Source organism: Alteromonas lipotrueiana, assembly GCF_019249245.1.
Taxonomy (GTDB): Bacteria; Pseudomonadota; Gammaproteobacteria; order Enterobacterales; family Alteromonadaceae; genus Alteromonas; species Alteromonas lipotrueiana.
Genome location: NZ_JAESDK010000010.1, coordinates 59,282 through 80,309, shown reverse-complemented (window position 1 = coordinate 80,309; position 21,028 = coordinate 59,282). Strand labels below are relative to the sequence as shown.

Here is a 21,028-nt window from a genome sequence, read left to right as displayed (position 1 = left end):
AGCGTCATATCAGGCGTTTTCCTGCTTTGGCGATTTCTTCAGGTACAATTTTGTGGGGTACTTCAACGCCCCGTCGGGCAGCGGGCCGCGCTTCAATGCTGTTTTTCCAGCGGCGTAAATGCTCAAGGCCGTCAATAGACACGCCCGACCATTTGTAGGTTCGTACCCAGCACCAGTTTGCCATATCTGCAATGCTATACTCATCGACCAGATATTCATGGCTGGCCAAATGTGTGTCTAATACTTCAAATAAGCGTCTGGCTTCGCTCTGATACCGCTTTATGGCAACAGGAATGGTCTCGTCCAAATAACGGTAAAATACGTTAGCCTGGCCCATCATAGGACCGACTCCCCCCATTTGAAACATTAGCCACTGCATCACCTGACTTCGTTTAAGCGCATGCTGAGGTAAAAACAGCCCGGTTTTTTCGGCCAGATAATGCATAATAGCCCCAGACTCAAAGACCGTATGAGCAGCGTCGTGATCGACAATAACCGGAATGCGTCCGTTAGGGTTTAACTTTCGAAACGCCTCGGTATGCTGCTCGCCCCCGCGCAGATCAACATTATGAACCTCGTAGGGCAGCTGCATCTCTTCCAAAGCAACCGATGCCTTCCAGCCGTTTGGGGTGGCCGCAGTGTAGAGGGTAATCATCAGGCTTTAGCGCTATCGCGTGCGCTAATACGTTCGTACCAGGCCTGTAAATTTTTGTGTTTATCGGCTAGACGAATTTTGACCACCCGGGCAAAATCTATAGCGCAGACGGCTGTAATATCAGCAATAGTAAACCGTTCGCCTGCAATGTAGGCATTGTTTTCAAGTCGATGTTCAAGAATATTCAGATACTTGCTGGCATTAATTCCGGCTTCGTGTCCAAATTCGGCCACCGGTACCATACGGTCTTTAAAATAGCCGGTAGTATGCTGAAAACACATCCCTACCTGCATCATTAAAGCCAGCTCTACCTGGCGCTGCCACATTGCCACCACCGCTTTATCTTTGGCATCTACGCCCATTAGCGGGGGTTCAGGGTGTGTGTTTTCAAAATAGGTACAAATAGCGTCGGTTTCGGCAATACAGGTGCCATCATCCAGCTCCAAAACCGGTACTTTGCCCAACGGATTTTTAGCGCGCATTTCAGCAGTAAGATTCTCACCTTTTTGCAGATCAAGCTGCACAAAATCCATCTCTATATTTTTTTCTGCTAAAAACATTCTGACACGGCGTGGATTCGGTGCTGACTTGGTTTCGTATATTTTCATAGCAGGGCCTCCTGGTGTTATTGCTTTAGCCTACCCGGGTAACTTTTTCTGTCAAATTATCTTCGCATAGCCTGAGCTATTAGTTTGATGAATGACGTTGATAAACCAACACATAATTAACCGCCAGGCTGCTTGTTGTTTTCCATTGCTGGCTAAGTGGATTTAACCGCATACCGGTAGCATAAGTACGCGTAAACGCAGGTCCGGTCCAATGGTCAAGCTCATCAGGCTTTACAAATTTTCGCCAGCTGTGCGTCCCTTTGGGCAGGTACCTCATCACATACTCGGCCCCTACTATCGCAATCAGGTAACTAAGCACCGTACGATTCAGCGTAGCCAGAATTAATACTCCACCGGGCTTAACTAATCGGGCGCAATCTTTAATAAGCGCGGCTTGATCGGGAACATGCTCTACCACCTCAGCATTAATCACTACATCGTAACGTTGCTCGCTATCAAGCTGCGATGACAACATATGCTGATAGTTAATCTTTACCCCAGATTGTTGCGCATGTCGCTTTGCTACTTCAATGCTGGTCGCACTGGCATCAATGCCGGTCACCTGAGCACCCGCTTTTGCCATATATTCACTGATAAGACCACCACCACACCCAACATCTAATAACCTAATATCGGCCAGCGGCTGGTGACTTTGTTCATCACAGTTAAGGGTGGCACAAATTTGTTGTTGCATTACCTTTACCCGGGCTGCATTAAAGGCCAGCGCTGTCTTATAGGCGCCGTTGGGGTCCCACCAGGCTTCGGCCATTTTATCAAAACGTGCCACTTCTTCGTCGGACATATTGTCGTTTTTTACTGAGTTACTAAGTTCACTCTTATCTAACATATTAGATTCTCACTACCTTATTTGTAGGGCAACGTATTGCTATTGAACTGGCTATTTAATACTCTGATCGTAACAATAGTGTTCAGGACAAGGGAAAAGGCCTGTGGGAAATGCAAAGAATGTGTATGGCAAACCCTTACAGCTGTGTTGTGGCAATACGGGTTTTACGCGCGAAGGGTTTTGCTACACTCCGATAGCAGATAAGGGAAACCACAGCGTATGCGCCATTGTTGATCGTGAATTTTTAGAATTCACGGCCTCATACGGTAACGATTTAATGACTCCACGACCCGACCTGTCGTTTTCGGGTTTAAAGCCAGGCGATCGTTGGTGTCTTTGTGCTTCGCGCTGGCTAGAAGCCTATAAAGCAGGGGTCGCGCCCAAAGTAAATTTGAACGCCACCAATATTCGGGCACTGGAGATTATTCCACTGCCCATTTTAGAAATGTTTACCAGCGAGCCGGCTTAGGGCCGACGAATGACCAGCAATCGGGTTTCGGTCATATCTTCGATGGCATAGCGTAAGCCTTCGCGACCCAGACCCGAATCTTTAACGCCCCCATAGGGCATATTGTCGACTCTCCAACTTGGTACATCACCAATAATAACGCCGCCTACCTCAAGTTCATCCCAGGCTTGCTGAATTTTATAAATATCCCGGGTGAAAACCCCAGCCTGAAGCCCGTAACGGCTGTTGTTCGCCTCTTTCAGCGCCTCCTCGTAGCTCGAGAATTTTTCTAATACAGAAACAGGGCCAAATGCTTCTTCGGCACTGACATCACAGTCTTTAGGTACATTTTCCAGTACGGTTGCTTCAAGCATGGGGCCCTGACGCGAACCCCCGCACAAAATACTGGCGCCACTGTCTTTTGCTGCATTTATCCAGTTTTCAAGACGCTCGGCCTCGGAATCGGCGATCATAGGGCCAATGAAGGTATCTTCGTCACTAGGGTCACCACTTACCAAATCTTTTACCCGGGCCACGTAACGTTCTTTGAATTCATCGTAAATACGTTCATGAACGAGTAAACGCTGCACACTTATACAGCTCTGGCCCGACTGATAATAAGCCCCCACTATAATACGATTGATGGCGTCTTCAAGGTCGGCGTCCTCATCGACAATACACGCTGCATTGCCGCCCAATTCAAGCACCACCGGCTTTTTACCGGCCTTGGCTTTCAGGGCCCAGCCCACATCTGGCGAGCCGGTAAAGCTTAACAATTTTAATCGTTCGTCGGTGGTAAATAGCTCTGCTCCATCGCGACTGCATGGCAAAATTGAAAATGCGCCTTTGGGTAAGTCTGTTTCGGCCAGTACCTCACCAATAATAAGCGCGCCGATGGGGGTACGCGAGGCAGGCTTGAGAACAAATGTACAACCTGCGGCAATGGCAGGCGCGACTTTGTGCGCCGCTAAATTTAATGGAAAATTAAACGGTGAAATAAACGAGCAAGGACCAATAGGTACTTTTTTGGTCATTCCCTGATAACCCTGTGTGCGCTCAGAGATCTCAAGGTTAATGACTTCACCATTAATACGTACACTTTCTTCCGCCGCAATTCGAAAGGTATCGATAAGACGGGTTACTTCGCCCTTTGAATCTTTAATAGGCTTTCCTGCTTCTATACACAAAGCCTGAGCAAGCTCATCAAAACGTTCTTCAAACCGTTTTACACAATGATCTAATACGGCTTTGCGCTGATACGGGGCCATTTTAGTCATAGCGGGTTGCGCATCTTGCGCGGCGGCAATCGCCTTATCAATTGTTGCAGCATCGGCTTTGGCAACTTTGGTCGCCACCTCGCCGGTGTATTTATTGGTTACTTCAAGGTCTTCGTTGGCAAATACGGGTTCGCTTGCCAGATAATAGGGATAGCTGTTGTTTAACATGGCGGTGGCTCCTTAAAGTTTCTGACTGAGTTTTTTAATGGTACGGTTAAGTGTTTCATCATTAAGACTGTAATCTACCGGACAATCAATAACATGCACCCCAGGTGTATCAAGACACTGTTGCAGGGTCGTGGCGATTTCGGCAGTATTATGAATACGCCAGCCTTTAGCGCCGTAGCTTTCGGCATACTTAACTAAATCAGGATTGCCGTAATCAAGACCGAAGTTGCCCAGGTTCATATGAGATTGTTTCCACTTGATCATGCCGTAGGCATCGTCGCGCAGCACAATGACCACCAAATCTAATTTCAGACGAACCGCCGTTTCCAGCTCCTGGCTGTTCATCATAAAACCGCCATCACCACAGACGCTTACTACCGGTACCTCCGGATGTACCAACTTAGCGCCAATCGCTGAAGGTAACCCCGCGCCCATGCTGGCCAGCGCATTATCCAGCAATAATGTATTGGGGCCGTATGCGGGATAATTTCGGGCAAACCAGATTTTGTAGACCCCGTTATCCAGTGTCACAATGCCATTTTCAGGCATGACTTTTCTGACATCGCGTACAAAGCGTTCAGGTAATACCGGAAAGCGCTCATCGCCTTCGGCTTCTCCCCGATGCTGCACGTAAGCTTCGTGGACGTCTTTGTAAAAGTTGAGTTTCCAACTGTCTTGCGGCGTCAGATCTTGTTTTATCTGCCAGATACTATTGGCAATGTCGCCCACAACTTCAAGTTGCGGAAAATAGACCGGGTCTACGGTCGCCGAATCAAAGTTTATGTGAATAACCTGCTGACCATCGTGATGCATAAAAAAGGGCGGTTTTTCGACTACGTCATGGCCCACATTGATGATTAGGTCTGCACGCTCTATGGCTCGATGAACAAAGTCGCCATCTGACAACGCCGTATTTCCTGCAAATAACGGATCGCTTTCATTAAGTACACCTTTGCCCATTTGCGTCGTGACAAAAGGAATACCTGTGGCATCTACAAACTCACGTAACATCTTAGCCGTTAATTTACGATTCGCTCCCGCGCCAATCAATAGTAACGGAGAGGTCGCCTGCTCAATCATCTCTACCGCATGGGCGATGGCTTTATATTCAGCGATAGGACGGCGGGTCATACTGGGTTTTAATAGCGGAGCTTCGGTATTTTCGGCGGCAATATCCTCAGGCAACTCAATATGTACCGCGCCGGGACGTTCTTCATGCGCCACCCTGAACGCTTCACGCACTATCGAGGGAATGCGTTCACCGCTGACTACCTGCGTAGTATATTTAGTTACCGAGCGAAGCATATCGACCACATCAATAACCTGAAACCGGCCTTGCTTAGAGGTTTTGATTGGCTTTTGTCCGGTGATCATCAACATTGGCATTGCACCTAACTGTGCATAAGCTGCAGGGGTCATCAGATTCGTTGCCCCGGGGCCCAGGGTAGATAGACATACACCCACTTTACCGGTCAGACGTCCATAAGTTGCTGCCATAAAGCCCGCGCCTTGTTCGTGACGGGTTAATACCAGTTTAATACTTGACGTTCTAAGGGATTCGAGAAGATCGAGGTTTTCTTCACCGGGAATGCCAAAGATGTATTCAACACCCTCAGCTTCCAAGGCTTTCACAAATAGGTCAGAGGCTTTCATCCGGTGTTGTTGCTCCTTTATTGAAAGTGCGTTTATACCAGGGTGTTAATGGCTACGCAGACAAGGATGAAAGCGATTAATAATCAATGTTGGTGTTAAGCAGAAACAGGAGGATGCAAATAAAGAAAGCGCTTGTTTGGCCCCCCTGGGTATGATGTTAAGACGAAGGTTCTGAAGCCCACCGGGTCAGATTTTCCTTGGTCGCCTGTTTAATGTCATGGTCATGCTGAGCCAGCCACCATTTTTCCATCATTTTCACATTCGCTTTATTTGCTTTAAAAAAGAAGTCGGCCACATCGCCGATAAAAGGAACAAGACCTATGACAAAATCAAGAGCCACATTCTTTACCATCTTTTTTTGCATATCTTCGGGCACACCCATTTTTTTGGCCAGCCTTACAATACGTGCCGCCAGTACCAGAGAAATTACGTCACCAACCACAGGGATAAACCCTAACAGGCCATCTAAACCAATACGATAACCAATGATCGGGATACGAAATGCGGTATCCATTAAGTTCGCCAATTTTTGAGCTTCGGCTAATGACTTTGGTGCGCGGGGTATATCTACACTCACTGACTTGCTCCTAATGCCTGGGCACGACGTGCGCGAGCATCATTATCATGCTCTAACCGCCAACCGTGTAAATTGTTTTCTACCAGTTCAAATAAAACATCAATATGCGCTTTATCTGCGTTCAACGCTTCGATGTATTCATAGCGTTGTCCTCCGGCTTCCATAAAATATTCTTTGTTTTCTTCACCAATTTCTTCAATTGTTTCCAGGCAATCAGACGAAAAGCCCGGACACACCACCTGCAACGACTTAACTCCCTCACCGGGTAAACGCTTCATGGTTTCGTCGGTGTACGGCTTAAGCCATTCTTCACGGCCAAAGCGGGATTGAAAGGTAGTCATATACTCGTTATCAGTAAGTTGTAATGCTTCAGCCAACAGACGCGAGGTTTTATAGCACTGGCAGTGATACGGATCGCCGTTTAGCAGATACCGCTTAGGGATACCGTGATAAGACATTAATAATTTATCGGCGCGGCCATGTTGTTTCCAGTGGGCCCGGATTTTATTGGCTAATGCTTCTATGTATGCCGGTTTGTCATGATATTGCGTTACAAAGCGTAATTCAGGAATCCAGCGACGCGTACGAAAATCTTCGGCCACCGCGTCAAAAGTCGAGGCGGTTGTAGAGGCGCAATATTGCGGATACAACGGTAATACCACAATTTTTCGAACTCCCTTCGCGTTCAGCCGGTCAAGCGCGCTGCTAATAGAAGGGTCTCCGTAGCGCATGGCAAAATCGACCACTACATCATCGCCGTAATGGTCCTGACATCGTTTTTCAAGCGCCGCGTGTTGCTGTTTAGTTATGGCCATAAGGGGCGACCCGTCTTCGGTCCATACCGAAGCATAAGCTTTTGCAGAGCGCTTAGGCCGAATATTCAAAATCACACCATTTAGCACAAACCACCAGATAAAGCGTGGAACTTCAACCACCCTGGGATCCGACAAAAATTGTTTAAGGTAAGGCTTAAGCGCAGCGGCCGTCGGGCTTTGCGGGGTGCCCAGATTGGTGATCAGTACTCCCAGCCTGTCTTGTTGACGATGTGAATAATCCTTTGTGCCTTTAAACTTCATTAACCGTGTTCCAGTGAGGTGTGTAAAGAAACTTTACTATGTATACCAAATGATATGAAGATTCGATCGTTTAAAACAACGTAATGAAAATTTGATTGAGGTAATCGAATATACCTTTTAAGGTAGTTTACTCAATAACAATACCCCATAAAAAAAGGCAGTTGAAAAACTGCCTTTTTAGTTTAGGTCTGGCTACTGATAATAGGTAGCGGCGCCAGGCCCCACCGGCATTCCCAGCACAAAAACCCAGATAAAGAACAGCACGGTCCAGCCGACAAAGAAAATCATTGAGTATGGCAACATCATCGCGATGAGCGTGCCCATTCCGATGTCTTTTCGATAGCGGGCGGCCATGGCCAATATCAAGCCAAAATAGCTCATCATGGGTGAGATAACATTAGTCACCGAGTCGCCTACCCGGTACGCTGCCTGAATAACCTCTGGAGCATAACCCACCAACATTAGCATAGGCACAAATATGGGTGCGGTAACTGCCCATTGTGCAGAGGCGCTGCCTAAAGACAGATTCACCAGGCCGCACATCATGATAAATAAAATAAACACTGACGGCCCATCTAAACCCACAGACTGCAGCATGGCGGCGCCTTTAATCGCCAACACCGTGCCCAAATTTGTCCATTTGAAGAATGCTACAAACTGCGCGGCAAAAAACACCAGCGTAATGTACAGACCCATTGACCCCATGCTTTTAGCCATGGCATCAATGACGTCTTTATCATTTTTCATGGTGCCCACTACTTTGCCGTACACAAACCCCGGAATTGCAAAGGTGATAAAGATAAAAGCGACAATACCTTTTAAAAATGGACTACCGACTACTTCACCGGTTTCTGGATGACGCAAAATACCCCAGTCAGGTACGATAGTCAGAGCCAGCACAGCGCAAGTTAAAGCAAAAGAAACGCCTGCCCATTTCAGGGCTTTTTTCTCTTGAGCTGTGGGTGCATTCATCTGCTGTTTTTCAAGACCTTCAGGGGCCTGAGTTTCGTCAAACTGGCCTAGTCGGGGTTCAACGATTTTTTCAGTAACCACCGCGCCCATAATCGCAATCACAAAAGTGCTGATGAACATGAAGTACCAATTGACCTCCGGCCCTACCGAATAACCGGGGTCAATCATTTGTGCGGCCGCTTCGGTAATGCCCGAAAGCAGTGGATCAACAGTACCTAAAAGTAAATTCGCGCTGTACCCGGCCGATACACCTGCAAAGGCAGCGGCCAAGCCCGCCAGTGGATGACGTCCTAACGAGTGAAAAATCATCGCGGCAAGGGGAATAAGAACAACATAGCCAAGCTCTGAAGCGGTGTTAGATATAATGCCCGCAAATACAATGGCAAAAGTGACCACCTGCTTTGGTGCATTCATAACCAGTCCGCGCATTGCCGCTGACAGCAGGCCTGAATGTTCAGCTACAGCTACCCCCAAAAGTGCCACCAACACGGTACCCAATGGGGCAAAGCCGGTAAAGTTGGTCACCAGGCCGGTGACAATTCTTTGTAACCCTTCGGCGCTCATCAACGATATGACGCTAATAACGCCATCGGCGCTACGTCCACTCGCTCCCTCTGGCCGCGGGTCCATAACCGATATATCAAAGTAGCCAAGAATTCCGCTGAGCAACACAATAAACAAAGAAAGCAGAGCAAATAACGTAACCGGGTGTGGCAAAAGATTACCAAGCCACTCTACAGTAGCCAGAAATCTGGCAAAAATTCCGGTTTGAGCCTGGTCTTCATACGACGTCTGGCTTGGAGATTGATTGGAAGACAAACTAATACCTCTAACTAATAATTCATAATGCTGGCAGCCTGAATGCAGCTTTTGCCTAGCTAAGTTGATCTTTTAACGGCAGCGATTGTAGCCTAAGCCGGTCCTTAACGCACACATTGTGAATAAAACGTTATCAAACGATTACTTTTCAACCAGGTAGCGGCATAAAGCCGTACGTTATTGGGTTTATTCGGACAAGCTCCACCTTGAGCATCACTGCGTTTTATCTTTTAAAGGCATAAAAAAGCCAGCCCGTAGGCTGGCTTATGCAACACGCTATAGTTGTTTAATTACCACTATTGCCTGTTTTATCGTTCATATAACGGAAGAACTCAGAATCGGGTTCTACCACCAATATGTCTTGTTTGCTATCGAAGCTTGTCCGATAAGCATCCATACTGCGTAAGAAGCGATAAAAATCTGCGTTTTGAGAGTAAGCAGAGGCATAAATCTGAGCTGCCGATGCATCCCCTTCACCGCGTACCTGACGCGCATTACGCTTAGCATCGGCCAGCATTACTGTGACCTTTGCATCAATATCGGCGCGAATAACCTCAGCTTGTTCCTGACCCTCAGAGCGGTGTTCACGTGCCACTGCGGCACGTTCTGCGCGCATCCGTTGGAAAATAGAGTTACTCACCTCAGTTGGAAGATTGATCTGTTTAACGCGTACATCAACAATCTCAATACCCAACTCATCAGACGACGTTGAAGCTTGTTCCATGGCCTGATTCATAAGCGCAGAACGCTCACCCGAAACAATTTGACGTATAGTACGGGTACCAAACTCAGACCGTAATCCATTATTAACTTTTTGCTTAAGCAGCGCCTCGGCCTGCATTTTATTACCACCTGTAGAAAGATAGTAACGGGCAAAATCATCAATTTTCCACTTCACATAAGAATCAACAATTAAGTCTTTTTTCTCAGAGGTTACAAACCGATCTGGCGCATCATCTAAAGTTTGAATGCGTGCATCCAACGTTTTTACCGAGTCGATAAAAGGCAGTTTAAAATGTAAGCCAGGTTCAAATACTTTGGTATCGCCCGTCGCATCATCACGCTGCACTTTACCAAACTGAATAACAATCGAACGTTCGCCTTCGCGCACTACAAACAACGAACCTGACGCTAGCGCGACGATTAGAATAAGCACAATTACCAGCAAATTCTTCATGCGTTATTGTCCTCCATTGTTAAAGCGGCTATCACGAACCCTAGGGTTATTACCGGTGTTTGAATTTTGTTGATTGTTTGAAGAGTCAAGTGAACGTAAATCAGGCAACATATCTTTTGCGTTACGCGTTGACGAATTACGGCGCTCCATAATTTTATCCAGCGGCAGATACATCATGTTGTTACCATTTTTGGTATCCACCAGAATTTTACTGGTATTACCAAATACAGTTTCCATGGTTTCAATATAGATTCGGTCGCGGGTAACCTCAGGTGCACTTTCATATTGAGGTAATAATTCTTCAAAGCGGGCAATTTCACCCTGTGCTTCCAGAATTACCTGCTCTTTATACGCCTGGGCTTCTTCGTTCAGACGATTTGCACGGCCTCGGGCACGGGGTTCAATTTCTCGCGCATAGGCTTCAGCTTCACGAATAAAACGCTGTTCATCTTCCTGAGCAGAAATGGCATCATCAAACGCATCTTTAACTTCCTCAGGAGGACGCGCATCACGAAAGTTCATATCAATAATAGATACGCCCATGTCGTAAGGTTCTAAAATAGATTGAAGCTCTTCCCATACACGTTGTCGGGTGACTTCACGACCGTCTGTTAGCACATCATCCATTTCTGAATGGCCAACAACATAACGTATCGCGCTGTCTAAGGCCTGGCTTAACGTTGACTCAGGATTAATCACCGAAAAATTCCAGCGATATGGGTCAAAGACGCGATACTGCATCTCCATTTGCACCCGCACCACATTTTCGTCTTCGGTCAGCATTGAGCCCGAGGTGTCCAGGTCGCGAATAGACTGAACATCGACCGGGATTACCGTATCAATAAAAGTGGGCTTCCAGCGCAAACCAGGGTCAACCTCGGTATAAAGTTCACCAAAGCGTAATACCACGCCACGTTCTGCTTCTTTAATTGTATAAAATCCGCTAACAAACCAGATAACAACCAATAAGCCAACCAGCAGGCCTACGCCCAGTTTGCCCATGCTTTTTCCTGAGCCGCCGCCATTGCCGCCGCCCATCTTACTGAATTTGCCGAACAGGTTTTTAAACACATCGTCCAGATCAGGTGGTCCCTGGTCACGTTTGTCACGGTTTTTCCAGGGGTCATCGTTCTTGTTGCCACCCGGCTCATTCCAAGCCATGCTAATACTCCGTAAAGTGGTTATTAATTTAGTGTACTTAAAATTTGCGTGCTGAACTACCTTGTACCACAAGTTCAGTGGTGCACTACAAATTCAGATAGACCATTATCGAGTCGTTTTTCAAGACGATTCCAGTCGGCTGCCGGCATTTTTACATCTACCACCCAATCGCCATCTTCAGCATACGATTCTTGTGAGATGCAATTAAGGTCAAATAATACACCACGAAGCTGACTTTGCGCGGGAGGAATGCGCAAAGTATAACTTACCATATTTTTTGCCAGACAATCGGTCAGTGCCTCACTAAGTAATTCAGCGCCCTGCCCGGTATGCGCAGAAAGCCAAACCCGTAACGGCCGTCCTTCGTCATTGCGTTCAATACGAGGTTCAACACCCTCAAGATTATCTATCTTATTACAGATGATTAACTGAGGAATATCACTCGCATCAATCTCATCAAGCACATCGTTGACCTCATCCATCGTTTCACGGTAACGAGCGTCTGATACATCGACAACATGTAGCAAAATATCTGCTTCCTGAGTTTCCTGAAGTGTTGCCTTAAATGCCGCCACCAGGTCGTGTGGAAGGTGTCGTATAAACCCAACCGTGTCGGCTAAAATAGCTTCGCCTACATCTTGCAATTCTATTTTTCGCAATGTTGGGTCCAGGGTAGCAAACAACTGGTCAGCAGCGTATACATGCGAGTCGGTAATTTGGTTAAATAAGGTCGACTTACCCGCATTGGTATACCCCACCAGCGAAACCGTAGGAATCTCAGCACGTTTGCGTGACCGGCGACCCTGCTCACGCTGTTTCTGAACTTTTTCTAACCGTTTTAATATTGTTTTGATGCGTCCGCGCAACAAACGACGGTCAGTTTCTAGTTGTGTTTCACCCGGCCCACGCAGGCCTATGCCGCCTTTTTGGCGCTCAAGGTGAGTCCAGCCCCGGATAAGTCGGGTTGAAATGTGACGAAGCTGCGCTAGCTCTACCTGTAGTTTCCCTTCATGGGTACGGGCGCGCTGCGCAAAAATATCCAGTATCAGGCCGGTTCTGTCTAGCACCCGGCACTTGCAGATTGCCTCTAAATTGCGCTCTTGCGACGGTGACAGCGAATGATTAAAGATAACCACATTCGCTTCGTGCGCATTGACTGCAGCAGCAATTTCTTCGGCTTTTCCTGAACCCACAAAGTATTTTGCATGGGGAGAATTCCGAGATGTGGTAAGGACTTCAACCGCATCCACACCTGCAGAATTTACCAACAGTTCAAGTTCTGCAAGTTCTTCTTTGGTATTCTCGTCAGTAAAATTGATATGAACAAGGACAGCCCGTTCACCGGCTTCATAACGGTCAAACAAGCGAATTACCTTTTAAATTAGTCAGTGTTAGTATTGTCTGCATCTCCTTGGGTTGCACTAGGCATAGTAATGGCCCGTGCCGGTACTACGGTTGAAATAGCATGTTTGTATACCATCTGGCTCACGGTGTTTTTAAGTAAAATCACGAACTGGTCAAATGACTCAACCTGGCCCTGAAGCTTAATACCATTAACCAGATAAATTGATACCGGAATACGTTCTTTACGTAACGCATTCAAAAACGGGTCTTGTAGAGATTGCCCTTTAGCCATCTGAAATCCTTAATTTTTTATTATTGATGTGACACGCATAATACGGTCACTATGCTTAATGTATACCACACTCCTTAATCAGGGTGTGATTTTTGCCAATATTTTGGCCAAATTATCGTTAGCAAATGTGTCTAGCCAAATAACTTCTGGCCAACCTCTAAGCCAGGTCATTTGACGTTTGGCCAGCTGTCGGGTTGCAATAATGCCTTTTTCGCGCATTTGCGCAAAAGACAACTCGCCTTCCAGATACTGCCAAACTTGTCGGTATCCTACTGATCGTATAGCGGGTAAATCTTCATGAAGATCACCTCGCTTATGCAATTTTTCTACTTCGCTTACAAGACCATTTTTTAGCATAATATCGAAACGCTCGGCGATACGGGCGTGTAATTGCGAACGTTCGGCCGGCGCAATAGCAAACTGGGTTATCGCATACGGACATGCCGGACCCTTTTGCTGCTGCCAGTCAGTCAGTGATTTACCCGAGCTACGATACACTTCAAGGGCCCGGCTAAGACGCTGTGGATCATTAGGATGAATGCGCTTTGCACTAACGGGGTCAATGTCTGACAACTCCCTGTGCAATGCTTCCCACCCGTGAGTCTGTGCCTGTTGTGCTATATCGGCCCGAATTGTTTCGTCAGACTTAGGTAAGGGCGAAATTCCGTTTATCAAGGCATTAAAATACATCATTGTGCCACCCACCAAAATGGGTATGTGACCGCGTTGATGAATTTGTTCAATAAGTACAATCGTATCGCGACAAAACTGGGCAACAGAATAGCTTTGGGTCGGGTCAAGTATATCAATAAGCCAATGCTTCGCGATAGCTTGCTCGGCTTTTGTAGGCTTAGCGGTTCCGATATTCATACCAGTATAGACTAACGCCGAATCGACACTGATAATTTCACAGGGTCTTGCGGCTGCAAGCTCTAAAGCCAGCCCGGTTTTACCTGACGCTGTTGGCCCCATAATGGCCACCACGGGCAAAGCTTGTGTGTTGTTCTCAGACATCAGGGTTGTCCCACTGTTGTACCAAACTTTCCAGCGTGCGCACTTTACCAAACTCCTGAATCCAAGCCCAGCGTTTTGCCTGCGCCTGAACATCAAACCATTGCCAGATTAATTCAAAAACAGACGCGGGCCAATCTATCGACAGGTTAGCCAACTTTCGGGCTAAGGCTTCTTTTTGGGTAGCATCGACTGACATTATTGCCGGAAACAACGCCACCCAGGGCAAATGACGGCTACCCGCCGGTACCTGCTGTAACCGTACTTTGCCCGCCGCCCGGTTAATCACAAACCCAAGTTCGTTAAGCAAGCTAATCGTAGACTCGAAAACCTGCCTGTTTTCGATGGCGACCGGCATAAGTAACGGTTGTGAAGTGCTTTCAACGTTTAGCAGAGATTGCCACCATGGCATTAAAAGATCATCGACACTTAACAGCCAGACCTGCTCACACTGGCTAATCAGTCGATGGTGTGGGGACACTGAAAGCATAGAAAACTGAAACGACGGGTCATTCTCATCAGCATTGGGCGTATTCATCAACTGGTTATACTGAGCCTGATAGGTTTCGCTAACCGCCGGCTTACGTGATGACATCCTTCCAGCGCCCCTACTTCGGCCAAAAGAACCCGACAACCCGCTACCCGCCCCGGGGTTATGTCCCACTTTAAAGTCACGTGACCCGAAATTAGACGGTTCGGGCTGCGCTGCCGTATGTGGTTCGGTGAAAGTGTCGCGGCGAAAAGACGGTTCATTGGCCGTTGAAGATAAAGGCCGAATATAATCATGCTCAGGCTCTTCGCTATAATGGCCCTGCTCGGAAGGCATCAATGCATCGGCTACCGTTTTCACGATAAAGTCATGAACTAACCGACTTTGCTGAAAGCGGACCTCATGTTTTGCCGGATGCACATTAACATCGACCTCCTTGGGCTCAACCGTAAGATAAAACACAAAAGCAGGTTGTTCATGAGACGCATAAACCGTTTCATAAGCCTGTCGAATAGCATGTAAAATTAGCTTGTCACGCATGCCCCGGCCGTTAACAAACGAAAACTGACAGTCGTTACTGCTGCGCATTACCTGGTCGTTCCCCAGATAGGCTTCAACCGCCATTCCCTGGTAATCAAGCTCAACATGGATGGCGTTATCCACAAATTTTTGCCCTACCACCTGGGCGATACGCTGACGGTGCGGTTGGTGACCTGACACTGTATAGCGTTTTATGGTTTTACCATTGTGCTTTAGCGTAAAACTCACGGTTGGATGACTTAACGCAATACGCCGTAATACATCCTCGATATGTTGAAATTCGGTTTTTTCGGTTCGTAAAAATTTGCGCCGCGCGGGGGTATTGTAAAACAAATCGGCAACATCAATGGTGGTACCATCGGGGTGCGCGGCCGGGGTGACCGACACCTGCATTTCACGTCCTTCACAACACGCCTGCCACGCTTCAGGCTGGGCTTTAGGCTTAGAGGTTAGGGTCAGCCGGCTTACCGAGCTGATACTGGCCAGAGCTTCGCCCCGAAACCCTAATGATAGAATTTTCTCAAGATCGTCCAACGTGGCAATTTTGCTGGTGGCGTGGCGACTTAACGCCAACTGTAGCTCATCTTTGGCAATGCCATTTCCATTGTCTTTCAATTTGATGCGCTTATGCCCGCCGCGCTCAATTTCCAGCTCAATTCGCGTAGCGCCGGCATCCAGACTGTTTTCTACCAGCTCTTTAACGACCGAGGCTGGGCGTTCGACCACCTCTCCCGCGGCAATCTGGTTCGCCAGTTGTGGTGGCAGCAATTGTATAGGCAAAATAGAATATCCGTTTTTTCGAGTATCTCAGGTACTTGGGATAGTCAGAACCTGACCAACCTGTACAACATCAGTGCGTAAGTTATTGGCTTCGCGAATGCTGCTTATTTTTACATTGTAACGTTGCGCTAATAAAGAAAGTGACTCCCCACTTCGAACTTTATGGGTGCGGTTGCGCTCTTTGTTTGCCGCCCATAAGGTTCCGTCGGGCGGGACCTCTTTAAAATAATCTTTAGTAGCATTGAACATTGATCGGGCCAAACGTTCCCGAAAGGTTTCCCACAACAGGTTTTTTTCTTCCTGCGGATTTGAAATAAACCCTACCTCAACCAAAATGGAAGGGATATCTGGCGCGGTCAGTACTGCAAAACTGGCTGCCTGGGGCTGGCGTTTGTGCAAACGGGTAATTTGCTTCATCTCGCCAATGACCTTTTTGCTCAGGTCATAGCTGGCTGACATAGAATGGTCCATTGACAAACCAATGATGGTTTCTGCTAAATAACGTTCGCTGGCATTGTCTGATATTACTTCGGCAGCACCGCCAAGTAGCTCTGAATGACGCTCGGTTTTCTCAAGCCAGCGGCCCAGCTCAGAGTCGGCACGACGCATTGATAACACCCACACTGAACCGCCACGCGGCTCGGGTTGACTAAATGCATCGGCATGAATTGAGATAAGCAAATCTGCTTTTTTGTCTCGGGCTATTTCTGGTCGCTTGGTGGGATACACATAGTAATCACCACTACGGGTCATTACGGATCGCATACCGGGCTCAGCGTCAATTAAGGCTGCCAGTTTTTTTGCAATGCTCAGGGTAATATTTTTTTCATACGTACCTGAGGGGCCCACTGAGCCCGGGTCTTTACCACCGTGCCCGGCATCAATTGCGACAATAATGTCGCGGTCGCGCGTGTTACTGCTACTGTCAATGCGCACAGCATTGGATGGGCGTGTTGATGTGTTTGCGTTGTCATCAGGTAAATCAATAACCAACCTATGGCCAGAAGCACCGTCAGGAGCCACGGCAAAAAGCGTAGGATCAGTCTTTCGGGTTAAATCTAATACCAGCCTGGCCGATTGCGGATTTTTAGGCGTTGAATAACGGACCCTTTTAAGCAAAGAGCCGGTTTTTCCGTCTATGCTCAGCGCTGTCTCGTCACTGGTACTGGCTAAGTCTATTACCACGCGATGCGGGTTTGCTAACGTAAAATACGTAAATTGCGGCGCACTGGGTAAATCCAGCACTACCCGTGTTTTGTCGGGCGCAGGTGCCACCCGCACATTTTGAATACGACTTTGCGCCGCATGCAGGGGCGTGGCTATCAGCCATACCACTGTAAGAAATAAAAAAAAGCGCACCATACTTCGCCCTTGCCTGATGAATCGTCGTTATTGTTGTTAAATTAGCTGTCTTGGGGCTGGTTTAACTTATTAATTAGCGCTTTGCCAGCTAATGATTCGCCGTGCAATATAAATAACCGATTTTCACGGTGCAATTCAATTGAGATATGCAAATCCGCAGGGGAGAGCCAGCCTTCACCCTGCCCCGGCCACTCAATTACGCATAATGTATTTTTAGCAAAGTAGTCACGAATTCCCATAAATTCGAGCTCTTCAGGATCGCCTAGCCGGTACAAGTCAAAATGATACACATCGAGCCCCTCTAACTCATAGGGTTCAACGAGCGTATAAGTTGGACTTTTCACATTGCCTGAATGCCCCAGGGCCTGGATAAAGTAACGGCTAAAGGTTGTTTTGCCTGCGCCCAAATCACCTTCAAGATAAATTACCAACCCTGGTTGGGCAAAACTGCGCGCCTGTACAGCCAGTTGCTGAGCCAACTCACAGGTTTGTTGTTCATTTGATATTGATACCTTAAGAGGTGTCTGTGATAAAAACTGTGACATGAATGCGCTACTGCCTGTTGCTATTGTCTGATATTGGCCAGCAGTTTGCGCGGCTGACCAATACACTACTATATTACTGATTAATCAATGCCCGCACAGCGTCAAACAAATCGCTGGCCAACATACCGCGTTGCCCATAAAGCCCCGCCAAATCATCCCCTGCCTTGGCGTGTAAGGTTACCCCATAACGGCTGGCAATATCGAGACTCATTCCCTGTGCAAGTAAAGCACCAAGTATACCACTTAACACATCACCGCTACCGGCGGTTGCCATACCCGGGTTACCATGACGACATACCGCGACCGAGTCTTCATCGTCAATAATGGTCCCAGCGCCTTTCAATACACACGTGGCATGATAACGCTGTGCGCACTGTTTCGCATAATTAAAACGGTCGCTTTCTACATCGTCTACTGATACGCCAAGCAGCCTGGCAGCCTCGCCTGCGTGCGGCGTTAAGATACTGTGTTCCAGAGTATACGCACTGGCTTGCTGACCTAATAAATTTAATGCATCGGCATCCAGCACAATCGGTTTATCTTCGCTTTGACAATGTTTGAGAACCTGAGTAAAGGTTTGCTGCGCCCATTCATCTTGCCCTAACCCCGGGCCAATAACCACACAACTTGCCCACTGCAACGCATCGCTCAACCCTTCACTGGTCACCATTAGCTCGGGACGCCCGGCACTTACCTGAATAATCGATTTTTCGTGAACGTAAGCCCGGACCATCCCAGCGCCACTGCGCAGTGCTGCTTCACCAGATAACCTGATAGCGCCTGCTGTGCCTTTGTTGCCACCGACACACAGTAACCGCCCATATGAGCCTTTATGACTATGTACATCACGCGGCCCCAGGCTACTGAACTGACGTATATCCAACCAGGTCGCATAGGGCCTGGCCAGTTTGGCAAAGGCTTCGCCTACGCCCAAGTCATCATAAACCAGCTGGCCACAAGACTGCTTACCGACGCCGGTGGTCAGGCCGGGTTTAATGCCGACCAGCGTCACCGTCATGTCTGCCTGAACACAGCCACCCAGTGCGTGTCCAGTATTAGCATCAATGCCTGAAGGCACATCCACACTGACTACCGGTACGTCATGATGATTAAGTGCATCAATAATTTGCGCAAACTCGTTGCGAATATAAGTATTAATGCCGGTACCTAGTAATGCATCTATCACCAAATCAGCGTTTTGTAGCACGGTATCGCTGAAGCCACAGACCGAATTACCCGCTTTTGTCCACCGCTGTTGCGCCTCTCCTGCATCGCCTTCTAACTGACGCTCAGGTTCGACCGCACAAACAGTTACCTTGCGTCCCGCCTGTTGGGCACAAAGTGCGGCAATATATCCGTCACCGGCATTATTGCCCTGCCCGACTAAAACCAATATTTGCGTGGCTTTTGGGTAGGCGCTATCGCACTGCCTGAAAATAGCCTCGCCTGCGCGTTCCATCAAGGTAAGTAATGTGACCGAGCTTTCGCTGGCCGCTTGCTGTTCATTGTCGCGCACTGCATCGGCGCGAAACAGTTTGTGTGATAAACTTGAGCTCAATTGTGTATCCAGCATATGTCCATGTCCAGAATCAGTACAGTAGATTTAATCCAGTTGACTCACGATATCAAGGCTTGGGGCCGGGCGCTAGGCTTTCAGCAAGTTGGTATCAGTGACATTAATTTGCAGCAACATGAAGACGCTTTGCGGCAGTGGTTAAACAACGGCTATCACGGCGAAATGGATTACATGCAAAAGCATGGCATGAAACGGGCCCGCCCCGAAGAACTGGTACCCGGTACCGTTAGGGTGATCAGTGTTCGGATGGACTACTTACCCCCTGATGCCTCTTTTGCACACCATCTTAAAGACAGCCATATTGCGTACATCAGTCGCTATGCGCTGGGCCGCGATTACCACAAGGTATTACGTAAGCGGCTTAAGCAGTTGGGAGAAAAAATCACCCTTGAGTTATCAGACACTGAGTTCAGACCCTTTGTTGACTCGGCGCCGGTGCTTGAGCATGCCATCGCCGAAAAAGCCGGCTTAGGCTGGACGGGTAAGCATTCTTTGACCTTAAGCCGGGAAGCTGGCTCATGGTTTTTTTTAGGTGAGCTGTTTATTAATTTGCCACTGCCGGTAGATGAACCGGTTGCCGAAGGGTGTGGCAGTTGTACCGCCTGTATGACCATGTGCCCTACCGGGGCCATCGTTGCGCCTTACCAGGTAGATGCCCGAAAATGTATTTCTTATCTGACCATAGAATATGACGGAATTATTCCAGAGCACTTGCGCCCGCTTATGGGCAATCGTATTTACGGGTGTGATGACTGTCAGTTGGTGTGTCCCTGGAATCGCTACGCAGCGCTTACTGAAGAGACAGATTTTCATCCGCGCCAGACATTGCATGGTCAATCGCTGCTAACGCTTTTTCAGTGGGATGAGAGTACTTTTTTAAGCAACACCGAAGGGTCGCCTATTCGTCGTATTGGTTATGACAAGTGGCGGCGTAACATTGCTATCGCGCTAGGTAATGCCCGCGCTGACACCATAATACTGAAGGTATTACAGCAATGCCTGCCCGATGCTTCGCCGTTACTAAAACCGCACGTGAATTGGGCCATTGAACAACAGCAAACTAAATTAATGGATAGTTCTGAACCTGCCAGTCGAAAAACCGCAAGGCTAACCCGCGTCATAGAAAAAGGCTTGCCCCGCGACGCCTGAGGCTTTTTTTAGGAGGTAATATCGGGCCGATAACGCAACGTAAAATGGTGCGTATCGCCCTGTAGTGTACTGTTTTGAATGGCTTTACCATAACGCCACCAGTCCTGGTGCTCAAGCTGTTCAACCATTAAATTAAGATCAGCTGCAGTGCCACGGAATTCGCCGGTTAGCTCGCAGCTTTTAAGTGAGCACTTTACCGAATGCAGCAATAATTCACCGGCCCGGGGATGCAACGTAAAAAAATCTTTTATCCGGCTTGCTGACTCACTGTCGAACATATCCTCAAAATCGGGGGCGCTGCTGATAAACGACTCGCCTTGTGGGGCTATCGAAGACTCCAGGGTCGTGGCCAGAAGCGCAGGCTTATGATCCAGGCGCGCCATGATTCGCTGCTTGTCTTCATCGCTATCTGCTAGTTGCTCCTGATAATAGCCAAATTTATAAGCAGCTATGGCAGCAAAGCCTAACAAGAGCAGATAGATCCAGCTTTTCATACCGTAA

20 protein-coding genes are annotated in these 21,028 nt (G+C 47.8%); 2 read left to right on the top strand and 18 right to left on the bottom strand.

What is annotated here, in order from left to right; all coding sequences use genetic code 11:
* Positions 1–4 precede the first annotated feature (4 nt).
* From JK130_RS08515 to ubiG, 3 genes are all read right to left on the bottom strand, one after another.
* Positions 5–655, bottom strand: coding sequence for a glutathione S-transferase family protein (locus JK130_RS08515; protein ID WP_218353891.1), 651 nt, complete (start codon positions 653–655; stop codon positions 5–7).
* Positions 655–1,263 carry a glutathione S-transferase family protein gene (locus JK130_RS08510; protein ID WP_218353890.1) on the bottom strand — a complete coding sequence of 203 codons (609 nt, stop codon included), beginning with the start codon at positions 1,261–1,263 and terminating at the stop codon, positions 655–657. Before JK130_RS08510 ends, JK130_RS08515 begins: the two co-directional genes overlap by 1 nt.
* Before the next feature lie 79 nt (positions 1,264–1,342).
* On the bottom strand, positions 1,343–2,110 hold the full coding sequence (gene ubiG / locus JK130_RS08505) for a bifunctional 2-polyprenyl-6-hydroxyphenol methylase/3-demethylubiquinol 3-O-methyltransferase UbiG (protein WP_218353889.1): 768 nt from the start codon (positions 2,108–2,110) through the stop codon (positions 1,343–1,345).
* A gap of 103 nt (positions 2,111–2,213) precedes the next feature.
* Here ubiG and JK130_RS08500 point away from each other — a divergent pair, with 103 nt between their 5' ends.
* Entirely contained in the window at positions 2,214–2,579 is a 366-nt protein-coding gene (locus tag JK130_RS08500) for a DUF2237 family protein (protein ID WP_218353888.1), read from the top strand.
* Here the strand turns inward: JK130_RS08500 and JK130_RS08495 are convergent.
* The 14 genes from JK130_RS08495 to JK130_RS08430 form a co-directional block, all read right to left on the bottom strand.
* Complete coding sequence (locus tag JK130_RS08495; RefSeq protein ID WP_218353887.1) at positions 2,576–4,003, bottom strand: aldehyde dehydrogenase family protein; 1,428 nt, start codon at positions 4,001–4,003, stop codon at positions 2,576–2,578. The two genes, JK130_RS08500 and JK130_RS08495, sit on opposite strands and share 4 nt — an antisense overlap.
* 12 nt (positions 4,004–4,015) lie before the next feature.
* Positions 4,016–5,656 carry an acetolactate synthase large subunit gene (locus JK130_RS08490; RefSeq protein WP_218353886.1) on the bottom strand — a complete coding sequence of 547 codons (1,641 nt, stop codon included), beginning with the start codon at positions 5,654–5,656 and terminating at the stop codon, positions 4,016–4,018.
* Positions 5,657–5,813: 157 nt separating this feature from the next.
* Positions 5,814–6,233, bottom strand: coding sequence for a DUF4112 domain-containing protein (locus JK130_RS08485; RefSeq protein ID WP_343210989.1), 420 nt, complete (start codon positions 6,231–6,233; stop codon positions 5,814–5,816).
* Entirely contained in the window at positions 6,230–7,309 is a 1,080-nt protein-coding gene (gene hemH, locus JK130_RS08480; protein ID WP_218353885.1) for a ferrochelatase, read from the bottom strand. The genes JK130_RS08485 and hemH overlap by 4 nt, the downstream gene beginning before the upstream one ends.
* Positions 7,310–7,501: 192 nt before the next feature.
* Entirely contained in the window at positions 7,502–9,100 is a 1,599-nt protein-coding gene (locus tag JK130_RS08475) for an AbgT family transporter (protein WP_218353884.1), read from the bottom strand.
* A gap of 286 nt (positions 9,101–9,386) precedes the next feature.
* Positions 9,387–10,277, bottom strand: a complete 891-nt coding sequence (gene hflC / locus JK130_RS08470; protein ID WP_218353883.1) for a protease modulator HflC — start codon at positions 10,275–10,277, stop codon at positions 9,387–9,389.
* A gap of 3 nt (positions 10,278–10,280) precedes the next feature.
* Positions 10,281–11,438, bottom strand: coding sequence for an FtsH protease activity modulator HflK (gene hflK, locus JK130_RS08465; protein ID WP_218353882.1), 1,158 nt, complete (start codon positions 11,436–11,438; stop codon positions 10,281–10,283).
* Between the two features lie 74 nt (positions 11,439–11,512).
* Positions 11,513–12,802, bottom strand: a complete 1,290-nt coding sequence (gene hflX / locus JK130_RS08460; RefSeq protein WP_218353881.1) for a ribosome rescue GTPase HflX — start codon at positions 12,800–12,802, stop codon at positions 11,513–11,515.
* A 17-nt stretch (positions 12,803–12,819) separates the two neighbouring features.
* Entirely contained in the window at positions 12,820–13,074 is a 255-nt protein-coding gene (gene hfq / locus JK130_RS08455; protein ID WP_218353880.1) for an RNA chaperone Hfq, read from the bottom strand.
* A gap of 78 nt (positions 13,075–13,152) precedes the next feature.
* Positions 13,153–14,088: a tRNA (adenosine(37)-N6)-dimethylallyltransferase MiaA gene (gene miaA, locus JK130_RS08450; protein WP_218353879.1), complete on the bottom strand. Its 936-nt coding sequence runs from the start codon at positions 14,086–14,088 to the stop codon at positions 13,153–13,155.
* Positions 14,081–15,895 carry a DNA mismatch repair endonuclease MutL gene (gene mutL / locus JK130_RS08445; protein WP_218353878.1) on the bottom strand — a complete coding sequence of 605 codons (1,815 nt, stop codon included), beginning with the start codon at positions 15,893–15,895 and terminating at the stop codon, positions 14,081–14,083. The genes miaA and mutL overlap by 8 nt, the downstream gene beginning before the upstream one ends.
* A 27-nt stretch (positions 15,896–15,922) precedes the next feature.
* The gene (locus JK130_RS08440; RefSeq protein WP_218353877.1) at positions 15,923–17,257 is read right to left on the bottom strand and encodes an N-acetylmuramoyl-L-alanine amidase; all 1,335 of its coding nucleotides are present in this window, start codon (positions 17,255–17,257) and stop codon (positions 15,923–15,925) included.
* A 41-nt stretch (positions 17,258–17,298) separates the two neighbouring features.
* A complete protein-coding gene (gene tsaE, locus JK130_RS08435; RefSeq protein ID WP_218353876.1) occupies positions 17,299–17,802 on the bottom strand; it encodes a tRNA (adenosine(37)-N6)-threonylcarbamoyltransferase complex ATPase subunit type 1 TsaE in 504 nt (167 codons plus the stop codon).
* Positions 17,803–17,875: 73 nt separating this feature from the next.
* A complete protein-coding gene (locus JK130_RS08430; RefSeq protein WP_218353875.1) occupies positions 17,876–19,375 on the bottom strand; it encodes an NAD(P)H-hydrate dehydratase in 1,500 nt (499 codons plus the stop codon).
* A gap of 6 nt (positions 19,376–19,381) precedes the next feature.
* Between JK130_RS08430 and queG the strand changes: the two genes are divergently transcribed.
* Positions 19,382–20,527 carry a tRNA epoxyqueuosine(34) reductase QueG gene (gene queG, locus JK130_RS08425; RefSeq protein ID WP_218353874.1) on the top strand — a complete coding sequence of 382 codons (1,146 nt, stop codon included), beginning with the start codon at positions 19,382–19,384 and terminating at the stop codon, positions 20,525–20,527.
* A gap of 8 nt (positions 20,528–20,535) precedes the next feature.
* On the opposite strand, the gene JK130_RS08420 is transcribed toward queG, so the two are convergent.
* Positions 20,536–21,021 carry a hypothetical protein gene (locus tag JK130_RS08420; protein ID WP_218353873.1) on the bottom strand — a complete coding sequence of 162 codons (486 nt, stop codon included), beginning with the start codon at positions 21,019–21,021 and terminating at the stop codon, positions 20,536–20,538.
* Between the last annotated feature and the right edge of the window lie 7 nt (positions 21,022–21,028).